General features: G+C 65.0%; 16 protein-coding genes and 1 pseudogene. 12 read left to right on the top strand and 5 right to left on the bottom strand.

Annotated features, from left to right (window positions below; translation table 11 throughout):
- The first annotated feature begins 47 nt into the window (after nt 1-47).
- Nucleotides 48-1,325 carry a site-specific integrase gene (locus EUA06_RS11745; RefSeq protein ID WP_129475803.1) on the top strand — a complete coding sequence of 426 codons (1,278 nt, stop codon included), beginning with the start codon at nt 48-50 and terminating at the stop codon, nt 1,323-1,325.
- A 521-nt stretch (nt 1,326-1,846) separates the two neighbouring features.
- Complete coding sequence (locus EUA06_RS11740) at nt 1,847-2,797, top strand: hypothetical protein (RefSeq protein ID WP_129475801.1); 951 nt, start codon at nt 1,847-1,849, stop codon at nt 2,795-2,797.
- A gap of 281 nt (nt 2,798-3,078) precedes the next feature.
- Here the strand turns inward: EUA06_RS11740 and EUA06_RS23380 are convergent, their stop codons facing one another.
- On the bottom strand, nt 3,079-3,336 hold the full coding sequence (locus tag EUA06_RS23380; protein ID WP_165354367.1) for a helix-turn-helix domain-containing protein: 258 nt from the start codon (nt 3,334-3,336) through the stop codon (nt 3,079-3,081).
- 567 nt (nt 3,337-3,903) lie between these two features.
- Between EUA06_RS23380 and EUA06_RS11730 the strand changes: the two genes are divergently transcribed.
- Nucleotides 3,904-4,806, top strand: coding sequence for an endonuclease domain-containing protein (locus EUA06_RS11730; protein ID WP_207208328.1), 903 nt, complete (start codon nt 3,904-3,906; stop codon nt 4,804-4,806).
- Nucleotides 4,807-5,078: 272 nt separating this feature from the next.
- Entirely contained in the window at nt 5,079-5,447 is a 369-nt protein-coding gene (locus tag EUA06_RS11725; RefSeq protein ID WP_129475797.1) for a hypothetical protein, read from the top strand.
- Nucleotides 5,448-5,963: 516 nt separating this feature from the next.
- Here EUA06_RS11725 and EUA06_RS11720 read toward each other — a convergent pair.
- The gene (locus EUA06_RS11720; protein WP_129475795.1) at nt 5,964-6,650 is read right to left on the bottom strand and encodes an NERD domain-containing protein; all 687 of its coding nucleotides are present in this window, start codon (nt 6,648-6,650) and stop codon (nt 5,964-5,966) included.
- A 314-nt stretch (nt 6,651-6,964) separates the two neighbouring features.
- Between EUA06_RS11720 and EUA06_RS11715 the strand changes: the two genes are divergently transcribed.
- Together EUA06_RS11715 and EUA06_RS11705 are read left to right on the top strand one after the other, a co-directional pair.
- Nucleotides 6,965-8,404, top strand: coding sequence for a hypothetical protein (locus tag EUA06_RS11715; protein WP_207208327.1), 1,440 nt, complete (start codon nt 6,965-6,967; stop codon nt 8,402-8,404).
- A 653-nt stretch (nt 8,405-9,057) separates the two neighbouring features.
- On the top strand, nt 9,058-10,632 hold the full coding sequence (locus tag EUA06_RS11705; RefSeq protein WP_129475793.1) for a 3'-5' exonuclease: 1,575 nt from the start codon (nt 9,058-9,060) through the stop codon (nt 10,630-10,632).
- Nucleotides 10,633-10,970: 338 nt separating this feature from the next.
- On the opposite strand, the gene EUA06_RS11700 is transcribed toward EUA06_RS11705, so the two are convergent.
- On the bottom strand, nt 10,971-11,405 hold the full coding sequence (locus EUA06_RS11700) for a response regulator (RefSeq protein WP_129475791.1): 435 nt from the start codon (nt 11,403-11,405) through the stop codon (nt 10,971-10,973).
- Between the two features lie 602 nt (nt 11,406-12,007).
- Here EUA06_RS11700 and EUA06_RS11695 point away from each other — a divergent pair.
- Together EUA06_RS11695 and EUA06_RS22450 are read left to right on the top strand one after the other, a co-directional pair.
- Nucleotides 12,008-12,262 carry a hypothetical protein gene (locus tag EUA06_RS11695; protein WP_129475789.1) on the top strand — a complete coding sequence of 85 codons (255 nt, stop codon included), beginning with the start codon at nt 12,008-12,010 and terminating at the stop codon, nt 12,260-12,262.
- A 36-nt stretch (nt 12,263-12,298) separates the two neighbouring features.
- Nucleotides 12,299-12,475 carry a hypothetical protein gene (locus EUA06_RS22450; protein ID WP_165354366.1) on the top strand — a complete coding sequence of 59 codons (177 nt, stop codon included), beginning with the start codon at nt 12,299-12,301 and terminating at the stop codon, nt 12,473-12,475.
- A 730-nt stretch (nt 12,476-13,205) separates the two neighbouring features.
- Here EUA06_RS22450 and EUA06_RS11690 read toward each other — a convergent pair.
- Both EUA06_RS11690 and EUA06_RS11685 read right to left on the bottom strand, forming a co-directional pair.
- Complete coding sequence (locus tag EUA06_RS11690; protein ID WP_129475785.1) at nt 13,206-13,679, bottom strand: hypothetical protein; 474 nt, start codon at nt 13,677-13,679, stop codon at nt 13,206-13,208.
- Between the two features lie 120 nt (nt 13,680-13,799).
- On the bottom strand, nt 13,800-15,581 hold the full coding sequence (locus EUA06_RS11685) for a sensor histidine kinase (RefSeq protein ID WP_242498140.1): 1,782 nt from the start codon (nt 15,579-15,581) through the stop codon (nt 13,800-13,802).
- Nucleotides 15,582-16,085: 504 nt separating this feature from the next.
- On the opposite strand from EUA06_RS11685, the gene istA reads away from it, so the two are divergent.
- From istA to EUA06_RS11665, 4 genes and pseudogenes are all read left to right on the top strand, one after another.
- Nucleotides 16,086-17,360, top strand: coding sequence for an IS21 family transposase (gene istA, locus EUA06_RS11680; protein WP_129475782.1), 1,275 nt, complete (start codon nt 16,086-16,088; stop codon nt 17,358-17,360).
- Entirely contained in the window at nt 17,360-18,172 is an 813-nt protein-coding gene (gene istB, locus EUA06_RS11675) for an IS21-like element helper ATPase IstB (RefSeq protein ID WP_129475780.1), read from the top strand. Before istA ends, istB begins: the two co-directional genes overlap by 1 nt.
- 514 nt (nt 18,173-18,686) lie before the next feature.
- Nucleotides 18,687-18,866 (top strand): annotated as a pseudogene (locus EUA06_RS23375) (GNAT family N-acetyltransferase); the annotation flags it as partial.
- Nucleotides 18,867-19,078: 212 nt separating this feature from the next.
- Nucleotides 19,079-20,833 carry a DUF5677 domain-containing protein gene (locus EUA06_RS11665; protein WP_129475778.1) on the top strand — a complete coding sequence of 585 codons (1,755 nt, stop codon included), beginning with the start codon at nt 19,079-19,081 and terminating at the stop codon, nt 20,831-20,833.
- Nucleotides 20,834-20,942: the final 109 nt, after the last annotated feature.

Here is a 20,942-nt window from a genome sequence, read left to right as displayed (position 1 = left end):
GCACCTTCCGGCAGAAGGGGCACGCCCAGACGTTCCACGGTGAGTTGATGGAGGCGAAGCGCTACGCCTGGGCGGCCGACGAGCGCGGCTGGCCGGTCGATCCCGGCCGTCCAGTGTCGGGTTCCGCCGCGGCGGTCCACCCCACCGCGGACACGCTAGATGCGGCTTCTAAAAGCGGTCACTCCTTCGAGTCGTACGTATGGGACGTGTGGTGGCCGACCCTCACCCAGACCCTCGAAGACAAGAACCGTCTTGGCCACCGTCGCAACGCAGAAGTTGCCGTGGAACTAGTCCGCTATCCCCCTGGGGACCCACGCGTTGGATCGACCCACAATGCTGGCGACTCCATCGCTCTGCACCACCTGGTAGCCGACGATCTCAAGTCAGCGGTCGTCGAGCGTCGTGGCATTAACGGACGTACAGCTGCCGTTAATCAGCGCCGGCTAACGGCAGCCCTGTCTACTGCCGGAGACGTCGTCGACGTCGTGTCACTACCTGAGTTCGCGTCCCCCGCGACAGTGCGGGCCTTCGCAACCACGCTCGGCATGATCGTGAAGGCCGCGGCCGCGAGTCAACAGGTAGCTGGAGACCCCATGGCAGGAGTTATGGCCCTGGCGCCAAAGCCCCGCCCGCAGCGTCTGAGCGCTCGGCTCGTTCCTACTATCGAAGAGGTCTTCGATCTGGCTGACGCGATTGCCATACTCGGATCTCGGATGAAGGACGGGCGGCCGACCGGCGAGCGCTTCCGGAGCCTGATCTTGGCCGCCGGGTCTCTGGGTCCGCGCCCAGGGGAACTCGTGGCGCATCAACCAGAGTGGCTGTACTGCGCCGGACCTTCGCTGGTGCGGTTCCAAGAGACGGAGGCTGCGGTGTACGACACGAAGGAGGGGTCCACCGGGAGGCGGGACAGGCCGTTGAAGCACCGCGCGGAGGGAGAGCATCGGGACGTACCTGTCTTACCTGAGGTCGCCGAGGTTCTCCTACTTCACGTTGAGCGCGGCTACTGCAACGGCCAGCGCACTTGGCTCAGCCCGACGGGCCGGGGGCACCTCGACTGGGGCAACCTCACGGACACGTACTGGCGCCCCGCACTCGAGAAGGTCTTCGGAGGGACCAGCAAGGCAGCGCTCGTAAACGCCTCACCAAAGGTCCTACGCAAGGCGGCGATCACGTGGTGGTTAGAGCGAGGTGTTAGCCCCGCCGTCGCGGCCGAGTGGGCTGGTCACACCGAAGAAGTTATGCAGATCTACTACGCGAGTCGTTCCTCTACGACGTGGGCAGCCGAGGCCGACATGCTGCTGAGTGGCCGGGCGTCAAGCCGATGAGCCCAGCCGGGGCTCCGCCTTGTGAGGCGCGCCCAACTCGCAGATCATATCGGGGACCGATGCCTGCTCGGTAACGAGAAGGCACAGCGACGTCGTCTTTCCCGCGCCGCATGATCCTGACCTCCGCGAGAGTTACCGCGCCCGTTGCGCAGCACCCGCAGGGGGCCGGTGACCCACGTCCTCCACTGCGCATTGAGAATGTGCACCGCACATCTCAATGCGCCTCCGGGCAGCGGGCGCAAACGCTGGTGCGACATCGCCTGCCCGAGCTGTGCGGTGCCCCCTTGCTGTACCGGGCGAACAGCCGTGTTGCGGGTCAAGGCAGCAGTGAACCGGATGCCGGTCGACGACATCACCGTTCTGTACGCCTCTCATGGGTGCACATCACGCGTTCTTAGGCCCACCGCGCAACGGCCAAAAGTTCCCGACTCATTTGCAGCCTGTCCGTCGCCGATCGTGCCGATACCACTCAGTGAGGCGGTCGTGACCGACACGACCGCAACCTGATCTAGGAGTGCTTCATGGATTACACGTCTGTTCCTACCCCCCTGACAGTTTCAATTGATCACGTTCGAAATGCTAACGGAGACGCGGTGCTCGATCCGTGGAACCTCGAGTACTTCGAGGCCACGACTCCCCAGTACCCAGGTCTCTCCTCCCGGTCGCCGGACATGGCCGACGCTGCAGCGGAGTTGATGCGCCAAGTGTTCTACGCGCAACCGCTGGCCGAAGCGGTGATCGACGCTCTACGAAACGCCGGCCATACGGCCGACGTGATCGCCGCTTGGGACAAAGAGACGAGGCTTATCCCAGACCGGGACTACCGCAACGTCGCTGAAACCGCCTTGTCGACTCTCGACTCCTACACGAACGCTGGCGTGCCGGCTCTGACTGCCTGCGCGATGTTCGCGTTCTTGGATCCGGTGCAAGCGGGCCAAGTCCATGCAGCGGGATGCACTCCCCATGACGTTCGGGCGTATGCAGAGATGTCGGAAAGCCAGAAGTGGTATCAAGACGAGTTCGACATCCTGCCGTGGCTCTTTGCCGGTCTCCCCTTCGAGCGTGGGGAACGGTATGTCGACCACTGCACCGTCGAGGAAGCCATCGCGTGGGAGGGAGTTGCAGCGCGGCACGAGATTCCCGACGGCGACCTTCACTGGGTGCTGCGTCTTGGCCTTACGCGCGAGGCTGTCACGTCCGGATTCCCCGTTCAGCGGGCGGCCTTCTATTTTCGCAACGGCGTATCTGGGGAATCGGCCGTGGCCTGGGAGAGAGTTCTCTCGGAATTCGATGTGGATGACTCGGACCTACGCGACATTCTTCGCGCCCGTTTCGAGCCCGATCGCCTACGGGAACGCGCCGAACCGGGCGTCGACGGCGTGCGCGGCCTCGCAGAGGCCGCTCGAATGCTCTTGGCGCTCACCGCGCCTCATTTGTCAACCGACCTTTGGCGCGATGAGCCTCCTTTCTGACGGCGCTCGGCCGTAAGAGTGGCGCCGCACCAACGCTCGATGGCCGGGTGGCTCCTGTGCGTTCATCGTTGACGCCGACTTGGCACCGCCGCAAGCGACAGTGATGGCGTCGGTCGGGGTGACCGGCCGTGACCGGCCGTGGCCGTTCGCGCGCCGGTCGCTGACCTTGCAACGAGAGTCTCGCCCCCGGCCCCGCCCCGTGGTCCTCGTTCCTGCCATCAAGTGCGTCGCGTGACTTCGCCTGCCGAAACGGGCGGCGGTGTAGCGCTCGTGCTCAAACGTCAGGCGTGCGGCCGGGCGATCAGCAACTCTGCAACCGAGATGCCATGGACCTGCGCCAGAGCAAGGAGGGTGCTCAACCGCGGGTTGGCGGGACCCCCAGATGGAGAGACGGCCTTCTCGAGAAGCCGGTAGTGCTGAGGCGTCAGTCCAGCTGCTGCAGCGACGGCCAATTGGGTTTCGCCTTGAGCTGCACGCAGAGTGCGAAGGTTGGTGGCGAGGAGCTTCGCAGTCTCGCCCACAGCGACCGCATCTTTCATCCGGTCAGTATGCGGCCAGCCGAGTTGGAATAGCCCCCGGGCGCCGATCTGCGTCGACATAGGTGGCCAGACGGCGTGCCGATCCTCAATTCATACGCGTACGGCGATTCGGCCCCCTTGCCGGGATGTCCCTCAGCCGCGCGTACGGAATCGGCACCTCGCCGCTCGGTTGCGCGGGCTCAGCCAGGAAATGCCCAGCCGTCCAAGGTAGACAGGTGGACTCGTAAAGCAATTTATAGATGCTAATTTGCTCTTAGGCGGGTGCACCAACGTTCCCGCCACGCAGAACCTTTGATCAACGACGGGGCGCGCTAAGAGCGCCCTGTTCTTTGCGGCCAAAGCCGCAGTTAGGAACCGACGATGCCCTCAATGCCCGTCTTTAGTAGCGACGACCGCGATGACGCCCCGCGCACTCCCGCCTCACCCCCGCCGCCGCGGTACAGCATGCCCGTGCCAACGACATGGCCTCACTACGACGGACCACTCCACGGGCTGCTGGAGTTCCAGGACGGACAATGCGCGGTCTGTTGCACGAAAGCGCGATGGAACGACGAAGCAGGGGACGAAGTGGACAGCGTCGCCGCCTGCTCGTTGCGTCAGTGGGTCGACGACGACCTGTTGCTGGGACTCGTCTGCGCTCTATGCGCGCGCCGCTACAAGACGCTGAAGAAGACGCCCGACGACGCCACGGCGGCCCGGCTCGCCGCATTCCTTTCCGACCCGCCCGGGCAACGATGCCCCACGACAGCAGGGCTCGGTCACCAGAGCCGACCCCGACGGTTCAATTCTGGGCTCGCGCCCACCGAGATTCCTGCACCCGAGACGTGGTCATACAGCAACAGCGTGATGCATTCGCTGTTCCTGTGGCAGCGCGGGCGCTGCGCGATCTGCTCCACCGGGCTACCTGTCGCGACACGTCCACGTTTCGTGCACGTGGATCACGACGACGCCACTGGCCTGATTCGCGGTTTACTTTGTCACCGCTGCAACTGTTGTCTCGGCCAGGACTGGCAATTCACCTTCTGGGAGCACCACGCCCTCACGGTTGACGCGTACCTCAACTTCCCGCCAGCGCAGACCTGCCCGGCAACGCGCGGTCTGACGATGCTTCAGCGGAAGCGTGCGGCAGAACTGTCCTGGAGCGCGGACCGCCGCGAGATCCTCCTGGACGGACTTCCCATGGGCATCGCCAGCGCACCGACACCGCCTCCGGCAACCCCACGCTGGTACGCACTTCGCTACCAGGCAACGGCCGCGACTGGACTCCCCCCGGCCGTCCAAGCGTCAGTACTAATCCCCTACACGGACGCGAGCGACGAATGGTGGGCGTTCCTGATGGCTCCACCCGCCGACGCCGCTCGTCAGCAGCACAATTGCGTCCTCCGTGTCCGGGCCGCCGATGTCGCCGCACTCACCGAACATACGACGCTAAAGGCGGCACTTGCTGCCGCGTTCAACGACCCGTCGTGACCAGGCGTGCGAGCGGGGCGGCCGCAGCCGCTTCTCTGCCTACTCCTCCATGCTGCGCAGTTGGCAGCAAGCAGAAGACGATCCGAGTACCCGCTAGAGGCCCGCCGGCGACCGCGCCAATCGGGCGACACCCAAAAAATCGAAACGCCGCTGAGCTACGAATCGATCGAGGACTCTCGTTCGCGGGTACACCACAAACTGTCAAACTACGGTCGCATTCGTAATTCCCAGCGACTGCTATGACTCCAACCGAAGGACGAAAGGAACAAGCTGTGTCAGGAAACATCTACTGGGAACTTGTCGGGCACGAAGTGGCCCTCACTGGCGAGGACTACTACGCGCCTGACACTTATGACGCAGAGTTCAACATCCGATGCCTCAACTGTGTGGATGAGTTCACCGGCCACATCCTGACCTTCTACACTGACGAATACGCTAGAGACGGCAACCCACCGGTCAACGTTGATCATGACCCTGTGCTGCGCGCCATCGCCCGCCACCTCGACCCCGACCTGCCCGCACCCATGCCCGCGCATGTAGTCGCGTCCGCCGTCCTGTTGGCCGTTCTCAACGACGACATCAGCGCCGGAATCGACCTGATCGACGACTACCTCAACAACCCTGCAAGCAAAGCGAACTGACCGGACTCCCCGCGCCTCCAGGTTGAGGTAAGCCGCGCCGACGGCGCTCTAATAGCGTTGTCAACAGTTCCTCTACTGGTGGTACGCCAGCTCCTCACGCGGCATCAGCAGCACCGCGAACCCCCTGCGGCGCCCGCCCCGGGGCGACCTACATGACGACCGGCTACTCCTTCTTCTTGAACGAGTCATTCCTGCGGGCACTCGAACCATCAGTCGACGCGTCTCTGTCTTGAGGACTGCATCTCGGGACTTGAAGACGTCCTTAAACACCTCCAGTCCCTCTCGGGCGAGGACCACCACCACGCCACCGAAGGGCTGTGTCTGGCCCGCGCCCGCGCTCGCTTCAAGGCGTCCGAGGCAGCCGGGACCAGTCACACACCGGAATAAGGGCGTCCGACGCGCCCGTTCGACTGGGGGTCGGCCAAGTTCAGTCCAAGCCAACCCCCTCGAGCGGACTTCCGGGCGCGCGCGGCGGCGAAGCTTCGACGCTCCTCAAGCGGCGGTATGACGCAGTAGCTATCGAGTCGCTGAACGCCCAGCTTGTGCCTTCTCCGTGACAGAGCGGCGGACTTCGAGGCTGCGTACGATGTCTGTAGCTGCGGCTCGGTGGACGGGTTGACCGTCGAGTCGGCCCAGCCACTCGACGAACTTTCGGCCAGCGACAAATTCGATCCCGTCTACGGTGGCGCCGTCGGGCACCCCGTGCTGGGCTGGTCCCCACAGGACGACGACGGCGGTGACGCTAAGCGGATTCACCTTCGCACGTCGAGTACCGCGGGTTGTTCCCTTGAGGAGGTCGCGCGTCACGCCTTCGGCACGGTGGCGAACTCTCGTGGCGGCGCGTGCCATGTCGGTCGTGTCGCTGGCTTGGCTACGCCACTTAGAGTCGACGGCTACCAGGCCACCGTTTCGTGTCACCACGAGGTGGTCGATGTCACCGTGCTCGAGCCCGAGGCTGTCGACCCAGCCCCACACGAGCCTCTTCCGTTTGGCGCGCTGCAACTCGCTACGCGTGTTGTCCTCGCCCCATGCGCCACGAACGTGTCGGATCGCTTCTGCGTCGTGGGCCAAGAACGCGGTGTGAAGCATGTGGAGGTACGCCGCCACAATGCCCGTCTGCAGAACTCCGACCAGCCACCACGTGAAGCTCGAGTGGATCCCGGTAGCGAGGAAGATCCCGGTGATCGCCACGAGGACGACCACCAAGCCGATCGTCAGTCCCGTTACCAATTTGAGGTTGCGCCGGAGCCAAATGACCAACCGTCGACGGAACTCGAGGCGCGAATACGGGTGATGCTTGGACATGAAGGCTCCTGAAGAGTCAGTCCGTAGATCCAAGCCGAGCCAGGCCGTGGTTGCAGGCGTTCTCTCGAAAGCAGAGCGATTGGGCGCACCGTTGCGACACTTGGCGGATTCGGCGCGGAGTGGGGGTGAGGTTCGCTAGCGTCCCGCTGAAGGCTGTAGCCGCGCCGGAGTGCGGGTGGCACTTCTTCGACTAGTTGATATGGGGAAATTTGATGGCCGAAGAGTCATGGCACGAAGCGCGCCTCATCCCTACTTCGGGGATCAACGGCGCTGAGGAACAAGAGCGACGCGCGACCTCCGCGCTCCTTGCGGTGTTAACGGCGGTCAAGGAGTTCGGTCGCGGATTCGTCAAGCCGTTTGGCGCCCCTGCTGGCACGCTCGACTGCTACATCGAGGTGCCATTCATGTTGGCTGAGAAGCGCCTTTACCCCGATGGACTGATTCGCGTCACTCGCGGCTCCACGAGCTGGACGGCCCTCGTCGAGGTGAAGACCGGCCCCAACCAACTCGCGAGCGAGCAACTGGAGAACTACCTCGACATCGCCCGAGACAACAATTTCGACGCCGTCATCACCATCTCGAACGAGATCCCCGCGATCGCCGGCCAACACCCGACGAAGGTCGACAAGCGAAAGCTGAAGAAGGTCGACCTGCACCACATCTCGTGGTCGCAAGTCCTCGCGGAGGCTGTGATGCAAAAGGAGTTCCGCGGCGTCGCCGACCCGGACCAGGCATGGATCCTGGGAGAGCTCATCCGCTACCTCGAACACAGCAAGTCCGGTGCGCTGGAATTCGAGGACATGGGCGAGGCGTGGGTCGGCGTGCGCGACCAAGTCACCGCCGGCACCCTTCGCAGCACCGACAAGGGCATCGCCGAGGTGGTCGCCCGCTTCGACGCACTCCTGAGGTTCGCCAGCCTCCAACTGGGTCGCCAGCTCGGCACCGAGGTCGTCCCGGTGCTGTCCCGCAAAGAGGCCGCGGACCCCCTCGTTCGCGCCCAAACTCTGGCGGAGTCGCTCTGCACCACGGGCCAGATGTCCGGCGCCATTCGCATCCCGGACACCGTCGGCCAGCTCGTCGTCACTGCAGACCTCCGGGCAGGAAAGGTCACCTGTCACGTCGACGTCGATTCCCCACGAGAGGGCCGAGCCACGACTCGAGTGAACTGGTTGGTGCGCCAACTGAAGAACGCGCCGGACGGCACGCGGGTCGAGGCGTTCGTCGCACACGCACGCGGGTCGCAAGCGGCCGAACTGCTGTCCACCGTGCGGGAGAACCCGAACAGCCTGGTGCTCGATCCGGCGAAGGAACTGCGATCGTTTCGGCTTGCCGTCTCCGGAAACCTGGGCTCGAAGCGCGGTCGGGGACGAGGATCGTTCATCGACTCCGTCCTAACCACCGTCGACAGCTTCTACTTGGACGTGCTGGGCAACCTGCGAGCGTGGTCGGCGGCCCCGCCGAGGCTTCGCCCTGTCAGCGTCGAGCCGGAAGACCTGGATGACACCGTGCCTGCCGCGCTGGTGTCCACCGACTACTCCTCCCAGGATGGCGCTGAAGAAACCTCGGACAGCCCAGAGGTGGGTATCGAGCCCTCGGGCGAGGTGTCGACTACGTCGCCTGCCGTTCCCGGCGCGAGTGGGGAACCAACGTGAAGTGGACGCGGGAGGGCCTGGTTGAGGCTGGGTTCAATGGGTTCATTCCCTCCCGGGACCTGCCCACATCCCCGGTCCCCCGAGGGCAGGGCGTCTACGCAATCCTGCGCGACGGAACGGAGCCGCCAACCTTCCTCTACCAGAGCCCTGCGGGATGGTTCAAGGGGAAGGACCCGTCCGTTGGCATGCCAACTCTCCCAAAGCTCCTGGGTTGACGGACCCCACGTTCTCTACATAGGTAAGGCCGCAGTGGGCACAAGCGGTCGCCGCGGCATCGCCAAGCGGCTCGACGAATTCCGGAGGCGCGGCGCCGCCCAACCCGTGGGCCACTGGGGCGGCAGATTCATCTGGCAACTCGCCGACAGCGCAAGCCTGTTGGTGGCCTGGCGGGAAACGCCCGATGCCGATCCCGATGACGTGGAGTCAGGGCTCATCAGCGAATTCGTCGCAGACTGGGGGCCGCCCTTTCGCCAACCGCAAGCCGGCAGGACAGTCGCATCTCCCTAGCGACCGCCCCGCTGCCACTCGCGGCGGTATGACGCGCTTCGGGCGCCGACACGCGGGAGCAGATCATTCTGCCGCGCCGGCCAATAGCTCATTGGATTGCGCCATTCCACCAAGGTGAGTCGCCCGCCGCGGCTACGTTCGCCCACATGGGTTGGGTGATCTTCGTCGCGATCATCGTCGTGGTCTTCTACCTGGTGGCCCGCAGCGGTGACCAAGCCGCAAAGTCCCGCTCTGCGTCGCAAGCGAAACCGGGCTCCAGCCGGGCGCGCTCTACGAGTCGTCCGCCCACGTACACCCGCGAGCGCGGCCCTTCTAGGCCATCGGAAAACTGGAGGTCCGAAGGGCGCGAAATTCCGTTCGCTGAGCCCGGGCTGAAGGGCCCGCTCTTCCAGTACGGCGGCACTTCTGTGCGCGGCGGCTCCGAGCACGGCGGCCCTTTCGCCGTCATAGATTTCGAGACCACCGGCTTGTCGCCGCGACGCGATCGCGTAGTTGAAGTAGCCGTCGCTCGAGTCCATGCGAGCGGCAAGATCGAAGACGAGTTCGCCACACTGATCAACCCGGAAGGCAGGGACGTCGGCCCCACCTTCATTCACGGCATCACCAACGCCCAGGTGAAGCGTGCGCCAACGTTCGCCGAGATCGCGCCGGATCTGCTCGCCCGAATGAGCGGCGCGGTGGTCGTCGCCCACAACGCGACGTTCGAAGAGGCCTTCCTCGCTGCCGAACTGAAGCGAGCCGGCATCGAGGTGCGTCCACTTCCCGCTCTATGCACACTGTGGCTCGGGCGACAGACCTTCTCCACACCCAACTACAAACTCGGCACGCTCGCTCGAGCCGGCGGGGTCACCCTCGTCGACAAGCATGCCGCCCTCGGAGACGTGAGGGCGGTGAGCGCGCTCCTTCCTCAGATGGCTAGCAAGCTTGGCGCGCCGCTTCTCTACACTGGCTCGCCACTGGACTGGACCGCGGCGGACGCGTCCGACGCTCGCATCCCGCTCGTCACCCGGGCTGTCTCCCTGCGCAAGGGCACGGACGGATGGATGCCCTCGCTGATGGCCCGACTTCCCGGGACGGGTCTCGAGCCGGCGGACGCAGCAGCCGAGGCCTACCTCGATGCGTTGGCTGAAGTGCTTTCCGACGGTCGCATCACGCGCGAGGAAGCTCACCTCCTCGCTGACCTTGCCGGCTCCGCAGGCATGGGTGGGAGCGAGGTGCTTGCGCTTAACCAGCGATTCCTGGAAGGGCTCAAGAGCGCCGCCCTGGACGACGACGTCCTGACGCCGACCGAGATACGGCAGCTCCGGTCCGCAGCATCCGACTTGAGCCTCGCCGGCTACTTCAGCGACCTCCACCCCACCCCCACACCCAAACTCGCCGCACCGCTGCACCTTGCCAGTGACGCTACGTCGACGACTTCGATGCAGGCACGCGGAGAACGAGGCAAGGAGGCCCTTGCAATGCAGCGCGCCGGTTCGACCCGGGCCGACATCGCAGTCGCACTCGGCGTCGGGCCGGAAACGGTCAAGTCGCTGCTGCGCGACGCGAAGTTCTACGAGAACCCCGAAGCCGACCCGTCGCGCTTCGCGCTCGCTGGTGAAGCGCGCCGCGCGCGTGATGCCGGCGTCACACGCGACCGCTTTCAGGCCGACCGCGGCCTCACCCCTGGCAAGGCGACCGAGGCCTGGCGAGACGCCGCCATGCTCGTCAGCCGTTTGTAGTTGGTGGCTCGGCGGGCGCACTGGCCGTTCGTGGTCGACACGCGGCGGAATGGGGCACGCGGACGCGCGAACGCCTGCAAGGCGCCAGTCGTTCTGAGTGTCTGACCATCGCAAGTGTCGGACCGGAAGCCCAGGCTGAAACGATCAGGCCGGCCAAACTGTCAACCGCAATGTCGCACGCCCGGCGAAGGCAGCGGATTCCAGCGCAGGTGCCCAATTCAGCCATCCAACAACAACGGAGCGCACCGAGTCTGACTCGAGCTCGTAGGCGCATGCCGATGCTGGTGCCGAATTGCGCCGTCAATCTAGCCCCGCTCTCGCGGGGCTTGGCTTCTTGTTCAGTTCTCGGTATCGATGGCAACGCCAGCGATGAGGTCGGTCAAGTGTTGCCGTCGAAATGGTTTGGGCAGAACGGTGGTGACGCCTAGCTCTTGCAGACGTCCACGTCTGTCACCGGCCCAAGCAGTGACAACCACGGTGCGAAGGCCCTCGGCGCGGTCTGGATGAGCGTGGAGCCAGCGCACGACGTCCTCACCATCCATCCGCGGCATCGAGAGATCCAGCAACATCACGTCGTACCGATGCGCAGAGAGCGACTCCGTGGCCTCCACCCCGTCTGCGGCCTCCTCAGCGACGTGTCCTGCCCTTTCAACCATACGAACCATCAAGTCGCGGATCTCCGCCGTATCGTCAACGACCAAGAAGCGCAATTGCCTCACCACGGAAACGTCCGTAAGCAAGCGGTCGCACCTGAAGGACGCACCGGTGAACATGTGCGGATGGGCGGCTCGAACATCACGGGACCTCACGTTTGAGGGACTTCGAGATCCGCGTATACAACAGGTGCCGCTTCGGATCCCGCATCTCTAGCGGCGCTCGAACGGTATGGCGTACTCGATAGTCATCTAATGTGAGCGGCTAGGTCGTCGTCCTGAGAGTGCAGATACGTACGGGCTTCGCCTTGGTCGAACTGATGGCGAGGATGGCCCAATGGCCAGGCTCCTGCGGGTGACCAGTCCAGTGGCCGGCCGGGTTTGACAGTGACCTCTTCGGTTTTCATGGCGGCCCTTTCAACCGGAGGTGTCGACTGGACTGGAGCGGGTGCGGCCCAGCCCGAGGGGTGGTGGGCTGGGCGCCAGACTGACTGCCCTGGAAGGAGTGAGTGCAGCCCGGATGCGGCAGTAGTTATCTGCTCGTGCATCAGACGGCACGTTAGATACGCGGAGACTGCTACCAGTCGGTAAGTGACCGGCGTCACCGGCCCGCCTGGGTTACCGCCCAGTTATCGGGATTTGGGTCCCATCGTGGGCACTGTGGCCGAGACGTGGCAACAGCAAAGCCCCAGGTGCAGCGTCCTGCCTGCAACCCTCACTGAATGACGGTGCACCGGCTGATCTTCACTGGCGACGCAACGTGCGTGCGCCAGTTGAGAGATGAGATCCGCGCGCAGCATGCCTCGATCATCAGCGAGGACTCTTGGGTTCTCACCCAGGCCGGCGGGGTCCTCGAGTTCAACACGACAGACCTGCGAATGATCATGAACACACCGTTGGTGGTGCTCACTGATGTCCAGGTAGACACCGTCCAGGTATCGGGACCACACGCGGGACGCACTGCCAGCCAGCCATAAGAGCGCCTTGTCCAACCGGCAGCTACCGTCCGCTCCATGGCCGCAGTCCGCACCGCACCTATCGCTCTGACGAGCGACGCCGACATCCAGATCCTGATTGACGGGCAGTGGTGCAAGAGCGGGCGGCACGCGATGCAGCTGGCACTAGGCCTCCTGGTCAGGGACGCGGTTTCTGAACAGCTCCACTTCACAACCGGAGGCATTCCCCATTGACCTGTTCGGGGCCATCTCACGCGACAACGTCCCGGGGCGTAACCTGTCGAAGGAGGTCGTCCAACTGCACTATTTCGGTCGGTGATGGCTCCGCTTCCATGAACGGGTTTACACGTGCCTGCCGCAATCGTCCATGGTTTCGAAGACGCTTAGCGGCGTCGGGGACGTGACCCTGGGACCCGTGGTGCCTGACGAGGGGCCCACCAGGAAGGGCCCATGCGCGCCAGGCGCCCACTTGAACCATAAGTCCGGCAGACAGACCGCCAATCTTTGATTGGAGGTTGGTCCTGGCCCCGAGCCGCTGACGCCGCAGAACCGCCCGCAACACTTGTCGCGGGCGGTTCTCGTCGGTGGCACACATCCCAAAGGGGGAGACCGTCGCCGACGGTTGACCACTCGGTATGGGGCCGAGCGGTCACGGAAGGCTAGAGGGCCGGGAAGGTTCGCGGTGGCGAATGCTCGAACCCGCACCGACGCTGGTCTAGTGCGGTCTGGCGGATTCGGCCAACTCGCGGACAGAGGCCGCTTGGTGCTCGTAGGGTCAGGCACAGAACCGCCTACGGACCCGAGACCGTGGGCGGTTCTGCCAACTCGACAGTGCCCAAAACGCCATCGTGCCCAAACTGATGACAGGTCACTCTGGAGTCGCGGTTTCCAGGCGTTGCGCATCCTGTCGCATCTGCCCCATCGAGCACGTTTCCGACTTAGTCAGCCAGCGGTCCCGTCCCGCTCAAGGGTTGTCGAGCATGGACAGTTGCTCGCTGAGGTGGAGTCGCAGGTGCTCTCGGAAGCGGCTCTCAACCTGGCGCAATTCGCTGATCCGCGTATCTAGGGCGGCCTTCTCGGCGTTCAGATCAGTGAGTGCTGCATCCCGTGCACGACGCAGGTCGTCGGCTTGCTGCTCCTTGGCGCGGGCCATGTCGGTGGCGACCTGGCTGGCTTCAGTGCGGCTGGCCTGCTGTATCGCATCGGCCTCAGCTTGCGCGGAGACTATCAACGACTTCGCTTGTGCTTCCGCGTCGGAGACCAGCCGTTCTGCGGTGAGCCCAGCGACCTCGAGCATTCGTGCTGCGACGGTCATCGGGGATTCGTCGACCGTGGTTGATCTAGGCGCGGTGTCCACCGCGCGACCATATCGCCGCGCACGTGTGGAGGCGCCGGCACTGCTCAGATTCTGGATCGACAGACGCGGGTCGTCGTCCACACGTTCCTGATGCACAGCACACGCGCCGCCACCTCTCGCTTCGCCCGCGACGGGGATGAGTCCGGACTGGCACAGCGGGGCCGATCTGCGACGGCAGGACTGCGAGCGCCTGGAGGTACGTCAAGGCGCGGACGGGAGGGTGACCGCGAACGTGGAACCGGAGCCGAGGTTTGACTCGGCTCGGATGTGGCCGCGGTGCCGCTCGACGATGCGGTGGACGATGGCCAGGCCCAGTCCAGTACCTGGAATGGCGACCGCTTCGCGGTTGGTGGAACGGAAGAACTCCTCGAACAACCGCTCTTGGTCTTCGGCTGAGATTCCCATCCCGGTATCAGTGACGGTCAGCTGGGCACCTTGCGCGGTGTGGGACAGCGAGATCGTGATCACGCCGCCACGGGGGGTGTACTTGACGGCGTTGCTGACCAGGTTGACGCACAACCGGAAGAGCCCACCCGCCTCGCCCCACGCGTACACCGCCTTGGTGGGCAGGTCGAGCACGACGTCGAGTCCCTGTTCGTCGATGTTCACCCGCAGCAGGTCGAGCACGTCGACAATGACCTTGACCAAGTCGACTGCGGCGGGGTTGAGCACCGTGTCCGGATCAGCAACCTCGGCCAGCACCAGCAGGTCGTCGATGGTGCTGCGCATCCGCACCGCTGCACGCTGGATGGCAGACATCGGCCTTGTCGAGGCCGCGGTTGCGGTGGGCTCGGCCTGGGCCATCTCCACGTGCCCCAAGATCGCAGTCAGGGGATTCTTCAGCTCGTGCGCGATCGTGGCGATGAGCCGACTCTTGTAACGGGCCAGTTCTTGCACTTCCTCGAGCAGAACCCGCACTTCTGCAAGCAGGACGTGTTCGCGCTCGAAGGTACGAGCGTTCAGCATGGCACGGCCGAGATCGCGGCCGATCTCGAGCGCTGCGTTTTGTTCAACGACGGTCCATTCGGCCTTCGGCCCGCGCCGAGTCAGCGCCAGGTTTCCCAGGCACTTCTGTCCGGCACCGATCGGAACGAAGAGCATCGTGGACGCCTCGAGCGTGGTGTCCATGAAGTCGCGCAACCGCTGTGCCTGGTCCACGTCCATGACCAGTCCGCCGATGACCGGAATCTGTTCCTCGGTGACCACGGCAACCTCTTGGGTAGCCCACAGCAGCTCGGCGGCGCCCCGCCCGAGCACCTTGAACTCCTCAGGCACCAGAATCTCACCCTCGGTAGCGCCGTACACCGCGTCGGCGCTGCTGTCGTCCTGGTCGAACGTCTGCAGCCACATCCCTACAGCGCCGAGTCCGGTCGCCACAGCGGGTTGGCAAATCTCAATTATCCGATCGATCGACAGCTCTGAACTCACTTCACGAACAATCCGCCGTGCTGTGTCCGCGAGTTGCACCTGCTCAGCAAGCTGAGCGCGCTCCAACGCCGTGAGGACGCTGCGTCGGGTCTGGTGGGCATAGCGTTGCAGCTGTTCGCGCATCACCAGGCCTGGACGCCGACGATCGTGTGGGACGTCGACCGAAAGCAGACCTCGGAGCTTTCCGTGCTCGTCGTAGATGGGCGCCAGCAGCAGGTCGAGTGGGTGCCATCGCTCCGGGTCATCAGACGGTTCCAAATCGGGAACCCAACCCAGTTTGTCGGCCTCGATAGTCATCCGCTCGTGCGGCACGAACCGCAGATCGCCCCACGCCTCTGCGTCGCGCAGCTCCTGCTCGATATCTGAGATCGGGGTGCGACGACCCAGCAGCTGATCACGCGCCTCGGCACTGCCCGCGACCGCAATCATCTCCAAGGTGTGATCATCACGGGCGATGCTGATCGCCGCGACCTCAAACCCCACCAGATCAGTCACACCTTCGGCAATGTTCTGGAGGGCGTCAACGAACACAGCCTCGATGTCCGGCTGGTTCATCACGTCCCCACTTGTCGATCAGCAGGCACCGAAGGAGGGTGCTAACAGACCCGGAGCCTAATCGGTTTGCCCCCTCGCTGCGGGCGAACCTCGACTCTGAGAGTGCACTGAACGCCCCGACCTTTCGAGTCGCCCCCGCGTATCGGCTGGGATCCGTCTACTGGCACTTGGACCCAGTCACAAGGCTTCAACGCGAACGTCTATGCATTCAGCCTTTACACCCCACAGCACACGACGTCTCTAACACGTTGAACACCTCACAATGGAAGTTCTACGTCGCGAGCCGAACAACAGTGGAAGAGCGCACAACCCGCCAGATGGGGCTCGCAACCCTCGCGCGGATCGCCGGCGACCGCTCCCCTATGGCGAGTTAAGTGCCGCGATCGCGAGGACTGCCCTCCCTGGCTGATGTCGACGGCACGTGAAAACTGACCCCCGGACGGCAACTGAAAACTGACCCCCTCCGAGACCCTGTCCTCGAACCTCGAGGCAGGGGGATACGGAGTGTTGTCAGTGGAGGACTGGGCTGAGATCCGCCGGTTGCACCGTGCGGAGGGAGTGCCGATCAAGGTGATCGCCAGGTCGATGGGGATCTCGAAGAACACGGTGCGCAAGGCGCTGCGGGATGAGGGGCCGCCGCGCTACGAGCGGCCGACGCGAGGGTCGTTGGTCGACGAGGTCGAGCCGCGGATTCGCGAGTTGTTGCGGGTCACGCCCACGATGCCGGCCACGGTTGTCGCCGAGCGGATCGGCTGGGAGCACTCGATCCGGACGCTGCGTTCGCGGGTGAGCGAGCTGCGGCCGGTGTACTTGCCACCGGACCCGGCGTCGCGCACGACCTATGAGGCAGGCGAGCTGGCCCAGTTCGACTTCTGGTTCCCGCCCATCGAGCTGCCGGTCGGCTACGGCCAGATCAGGACCGCGAAGCGGCTGCCGGTGATGACGATGTGCTCGGGCTACTCCCGGTGGACGGGCGCGGTGCTGATTCCTCGTCGCGAGTCCGAGGACCTCTTCGCGGGTTGGTGGCATCTGATCCAACAGCTCGGCGCGGTGCCGCGCACGCTGGTGTGGGACGGTGAGGGCGCGGTCGGCCGCTGGCGCGCCCGACGACCCGAGCTGACCGCCGAGTGCCAGGCGTTCCGCGGCGTGCTGGGTACCAGCGTGTACATCTGCAAGCCGGCTGACCCCGAGGCAAAGGGAATGCTGGAGCGGTTCCACGACTACCTCGAGCGGTCCTTCCTGCCCGGACGGACATTCACCTCACCCGAGGACTTCAACACCCAGCTGGGCGAGTGGGTGGCCAAGGCCAACACGCGCCGGATGCGGGTGCTGGGCTGTTCACCGGCGGACCGGATCGCAGCGGACAAGGCCGCCATGATGCCGTTGCCGCCGGTCGCGCCCGAGGTCGGCTGGCGCAAGAGCCTGCGGCTGCCGCGCGACCACTACGTCCGCGTCGACTCGAACGACTACTCAGTCCACCCGGCCGTGGTCGGACGGCGGATCGAGGTCCACGCCGACCTGGACCGGGTCTGGGTGACCTGTGAGGGCGCGATCGTCGCCGACCACGCCCGGGTCTGGGCACAGCACCAAACGATCACCGACTTCGAGCACACCGTCGCCGCCAAGCAGCTGCGTCACGGTCGTGCCGACCTGCTGCGGCCGGTCGCCGACGTCGTGACCGGTGAGGAGGTCGAGATCCGGTCGCTGACCACCTACGACCAGGTCCTCGGCCTAGTCGACGAGCTGGTCGCCGAGCTCGTTGATGAGGAGGTGTCGTGATGGCCACCCGCACCACCGCGAAGACAGCCGGGAGCACCGGTCGTGATGTCACCAGCGAGCTGGAGTTCCTGACCCGGGCGTTGAAGGCACCTACCCTGCGCGAGTCGGTCGCCCGGCTGGCCGAACGGGCCCGCGAGGAGTCCTGGACCCACGAGGAGTTCCTCGCCGCCTGCCTGCAACGCGAGGTCGCCGCCCGCGAGTCCCACGGTGGCGAGGGCCGGATCCGCGCCGCGCGGTTCCCGGCCCGCAAGTCCCTCGAGGACTTCGACTACGACCACGCCCGGGGCCTGAAACGGGAGACGATCGCGCACCTGGGCACGCTGGACTTCGTCGCCGCCAAGGAGAACGTCGTCCTGCTCGGCCCGCCCGGCACCGGCAAGACCCACCTGGCCACCGGGCTGGCGATCCGGGCCTGCCAGGCCGGGCACCGGGTCCAGTTCGCCACCGCCAGCCAGTGGGTCGACCGGCTCGCCGAAGCCCACCACGCCGGCAGGCTGCAAGACGAGCTCCGCCGACTCGTCCGCTATCCCGTGTTGGTCATCGACGAGGTCGGCTACATCCCCTTCGAGCCCGAGGCCGCCAACCTGTTCTTCCAGCTCGTCTCATCGCGCTACGAACGCGCCAGCCTGATCGTCACGTCCAACAAGAACTTCGCCCGCTGGGGCGAGGTCTTCGGCGACGACACCGTCGCCGCCGCGATGATCGACCGGCTCGTCCACCACGCCGAAGTCATCGCATTGAAGGGCGCCTCCTACCGGCTGAAGAACCGAGAACTCGGCCGCGTCCCCGCGGCCGTCAACGAAGAGAACTAGAACCAGGGGGTCAGTTTTCACTTGCCGCTAGGGGGTCAGTTTTCAGCCGCCGTTGACAGCTGACATGGTCCGTCCAACGGCGATAGCACGTCCGTGGCGCAGAGACTCGGGCCGCGTGCACGCGGATCTCGACAGGATGAAGGCGGTCGCTCGTGGAAGAGGGCCCTCATGGCAGGTGGAGAGGCTCGGGGCCCCAAGCTCTTGCTCGAGACCGATCGCTTCCTGCTCAGGCCGTGGCGCGTGCCAGAGGCGTTTATGCAGCCTGAAATGTGGGCCGAACGCGATCCGCGAGTGCCACCGCACCGACGCATTGACGCCAACGGGTGCCCCGTCGCAGCCTTCGAAGAGGCGATCCGTGCGGCCGGGGCGCCGTCACCAGGATTACTCGCGGTCGAGCCGAAGGGCCTTGGACGCGCGGTCGGCTATTGCGGCCTAGTGAAGAGCGGACGTGGGGCGCAGCGACCGGAACTGACTTTCGAGTTTCTGCGCCGGTCGTGGGGACACGGGGTGCGCAACCGGGGCGGCGTGCGTAGTGATGGACTGGGCGAAGTCGGCTGGGTACGAGCGACTCTGGGCCACGGTCTGGGACTGGAACACGCCCTCACGCCGCGTGCTCGCGAAGGTCGGATTCACAAAGACGGAACTAGAGGTGACCCTCCACGGGACCACCGTCGTTTCTACGCGACGGCTCTGAGCGGCGCTCGAACCTCGGCAGCACCGGTCGTTGACGCGCCGACAGGCGGCAGATTGACTTCCGCGGCTAGATCCTCACCGTAGGTACAAAGGCGGAGCCCGGAACCGCCTCGCTTCAGCAGAACGATGCCCCGTCAGGTCCGGACCGACACTGAGCGCATCGCAAACTTGAGAGCAGGCACCATTGTCGGTGCCTTCTCCTAGGTTGCGTTCATGCAGATGCCGCAGCCGAACCAGCACAACGGGCCTCTGGCCGGACATGTTCACCGGCGCCGGGTCTTCACGCCGCCACTCGCGGCGACCGGCGTCCTCGTCATCGGAGACTGGTTCAAGGACGACCTCCCCGACTTGCTGTGGCCGGCCCTCGTGCTCGCCGAGCAAGGCAACGGCGCGATCCGCAACTTTGTCGCATGGCAGAAGGCAGTTCAGGACGCACTGTCCGGGCACGATGAGACCGCGTTCGTGGCCGAGTCGCTTGACGGTCGACTGACCAACCTCGCGCGCCTCGCTATCAAGATTCCGAGCGCAGCAGGAGTGGTGTCCGAGCAAGCAGATGATCACAGTCTGCTCTCTGCCGGTGTGCGCAGTGCCCTCACCTCCTACCCGTACATGCCGGTCCCATGGCTGACTGCGGATGTCGAGGTGCACGTGCCCGAGCAGGCCGACATCGATCTCGTGCGCCGGGCGCTTCTCGAAGCGCTCAGCGACGGCCACCGCGAGGCGCTGATGAAGTGCTTCCGCACCTGGAGCACGGTTCAGGCCGGCACATTCTCATCAGACCAGCAGACCATCGACCTCCTGAAGACCTACCCCGACGCAGCAGGTACCAGGTCCCAGGCGGACACGGTCATTCGCTCGCAGTGGGGAGCACACAAGGGGATGCTGACGGTCGAGGACCCGAACTACTTCGACAAGTCCATCAGGTGGGCGCGTGTGTTCTGGGGAGCTAACTCGATGACGTCCCAGTGCGTTCGCAAGAGGGACGGCGAGAGCGAGACCACCCCGACGCCAGCAAGTGATGGCTCGGCGTGGAACGCGACCCACGTGGCCGCGTCCCAAGCCGCGGTGACCACTGCACCGCCGCAAGCAAGCCCCGACCCCGGCTCGGAGCCGGACGCGCGGGACGACCGACCGGCGGTGACGAACGACGTCGGCGCCGGCGCAACCCCCGTTCCGCCCGATGGTGCGCACCTACGACAACTCACCATGGACCTGTTGTCCAGCTTTGTCGGAGCTCTGGAGACGGCGCCCGCCCGGTTGCACGACAAGGAGCGTCAGGAGGTCGTTTCAGGCCTCGTGTCGCGGGCCGGGCGAGATCTCATCGCGGTGCTTACAGCGCCCGATCTGTGGTGCATGGAGCACGGCGCCCACATCGTGCGCATGCTGGTGGAAACGAAGATCTACCTGCACTGGATGGCGCAGCAGGATCCAGCCATCTACCGCGAGTTCCAGGAGTACGGCGCAGGCAAGGCGAAGCTCTACGCCCGCATCGCGGATGAGGTGCCGGCAGAAGCACGCACTACTGGATATCAAGAAGCCATGGATGAGTTCGAACGACTCAGCCACAACCACGGCATCATCGATTACAGGATCGTCGACACCCGAGACACATTCGCGCAAGGCAAGTCCATTCGCAGCATGGCCGACGAAACAGGTCTCCTGGACTTTTACCGACAGGCCTACTCACAAGCCAGCGGCGTGGCGCATTCCGAGTGGTGGTCTATCGAGACCCACGCGATGGAACGTTGCCTCAACGTCCTTCACGGCCTACACCTCATACCGAGCCTCTCGCTCAGCCTGGGTGGCAACGTCCAGCTCGCGACCGCGTGGGTGAACCAGTTCTACTCACTCGTGCGCACAGCCTTCCGCATCCTCGACACCGAAGAGCGAGCGGTCTCCTCAGCCTTCTCCTGGCTTGAGGAGTCGGAGACTGGGGGGACAGCCTCGATCTCGCACCCGACTTCGTGACCGTCGGCAAGGGAAGTTGTGTGCCCGCCCATCGCATGAGCGGACCCTGCGAGCGTCCCCGACAGGCGGCGGAATGACGTAGCCGGTGCAAGCTGACTCTGCCTTCCGG

The organism is Nocardioides glacieisoli (genome assembly GCF_004137245.1).
In the GTDB taxonomy this organism is placed as follows: domain Bacteria; phylum Actinomycetota; class Actinomycetes; order Propionibacteriales; family Nocardioidaceae; genus Nocardioides; species Nocardioides glacieisoli.
The sequence above is the reverse complement of the archived record's forward strand: the minus strand, read 5'-3'. Positions and strand labels throughout refer to the sequence as shown.

Coding starts and splice junctions, on each gene's coding strand:
- EUA06_RS22450 (WP_165354366.1), top strand. CDS start 12,299: ATGGCCGCAGTCCGCACCGCACCTATCGCTCTGACGAGCGACGCCGAC.
- EUA06_RS23380 (WP_165354367.1), bottom strand. CDS start 3,336: ATGAAAGATGCGGTCGCTGTGGGCGAGACTGCGAAGCTCCTCGCCACC.
- EUA06_RS11745 (WP_129475803.1), top strand. CDS start 48: ATGGAGGCGAAGCGCTACGCCTGGGCGGCCGACGAGCGCGGCTGGCCG.
- EUA06_RS11700 (WP_129475791.1), bottom strand. CDS start 11,405: ATGTTCACCGGTGCGTCCTTCAGGTGCGACCGCTTGCTTACGGACGTT.
- EUA06_RS11685 (WP_242498140.1), bottom strand. CDS start 15,581: ATGAACCAGCCGGACATCGAGGCTGTGTTCGTTGACGCCCTCCAGAAC.
- EUA06_RS11695 (WP_129475789.1), top strand. CDS start 12,008: ATGACGGTGCACCGGCTGATCTTCACTGGCGACGCAACGTGCGTGCGC.
- EUA06_RS11665 (WP_129475778.1), top strand. CDS start 19,079: ATGCAGATGCCGCAGCCGAACCAGCACAACGGGCCTCTGGCCGGACAT.
- EUA06_RS11715 (WP_207208327.1), top strand. CDS start 6,965: ATGGCCGAAGAGTCATGGCACGAAGCGCGCCTCATCCCTACTTCGGGG.
- EUA06_RS11705 (WP_129475793.1), top strand. CDS start 9,058: ATGGGTTGGGTGATCTTCGTCGCGATCATCGTCGTGGTCTTCTACCTG.
- istB (WP_129475780.1), top strand. CDS start 17,360: ATGGCCACCCGCACCACCGCGAAGACAGCCGGGAGCACCGGTCGTGAT.
- EUA06_RS11740 (WP_129475801.1), top strand. CDS start 1,847: ATGGATTACACGTCTGTTCCTACCCCCCTGACAGTTTCAATTGATCAC.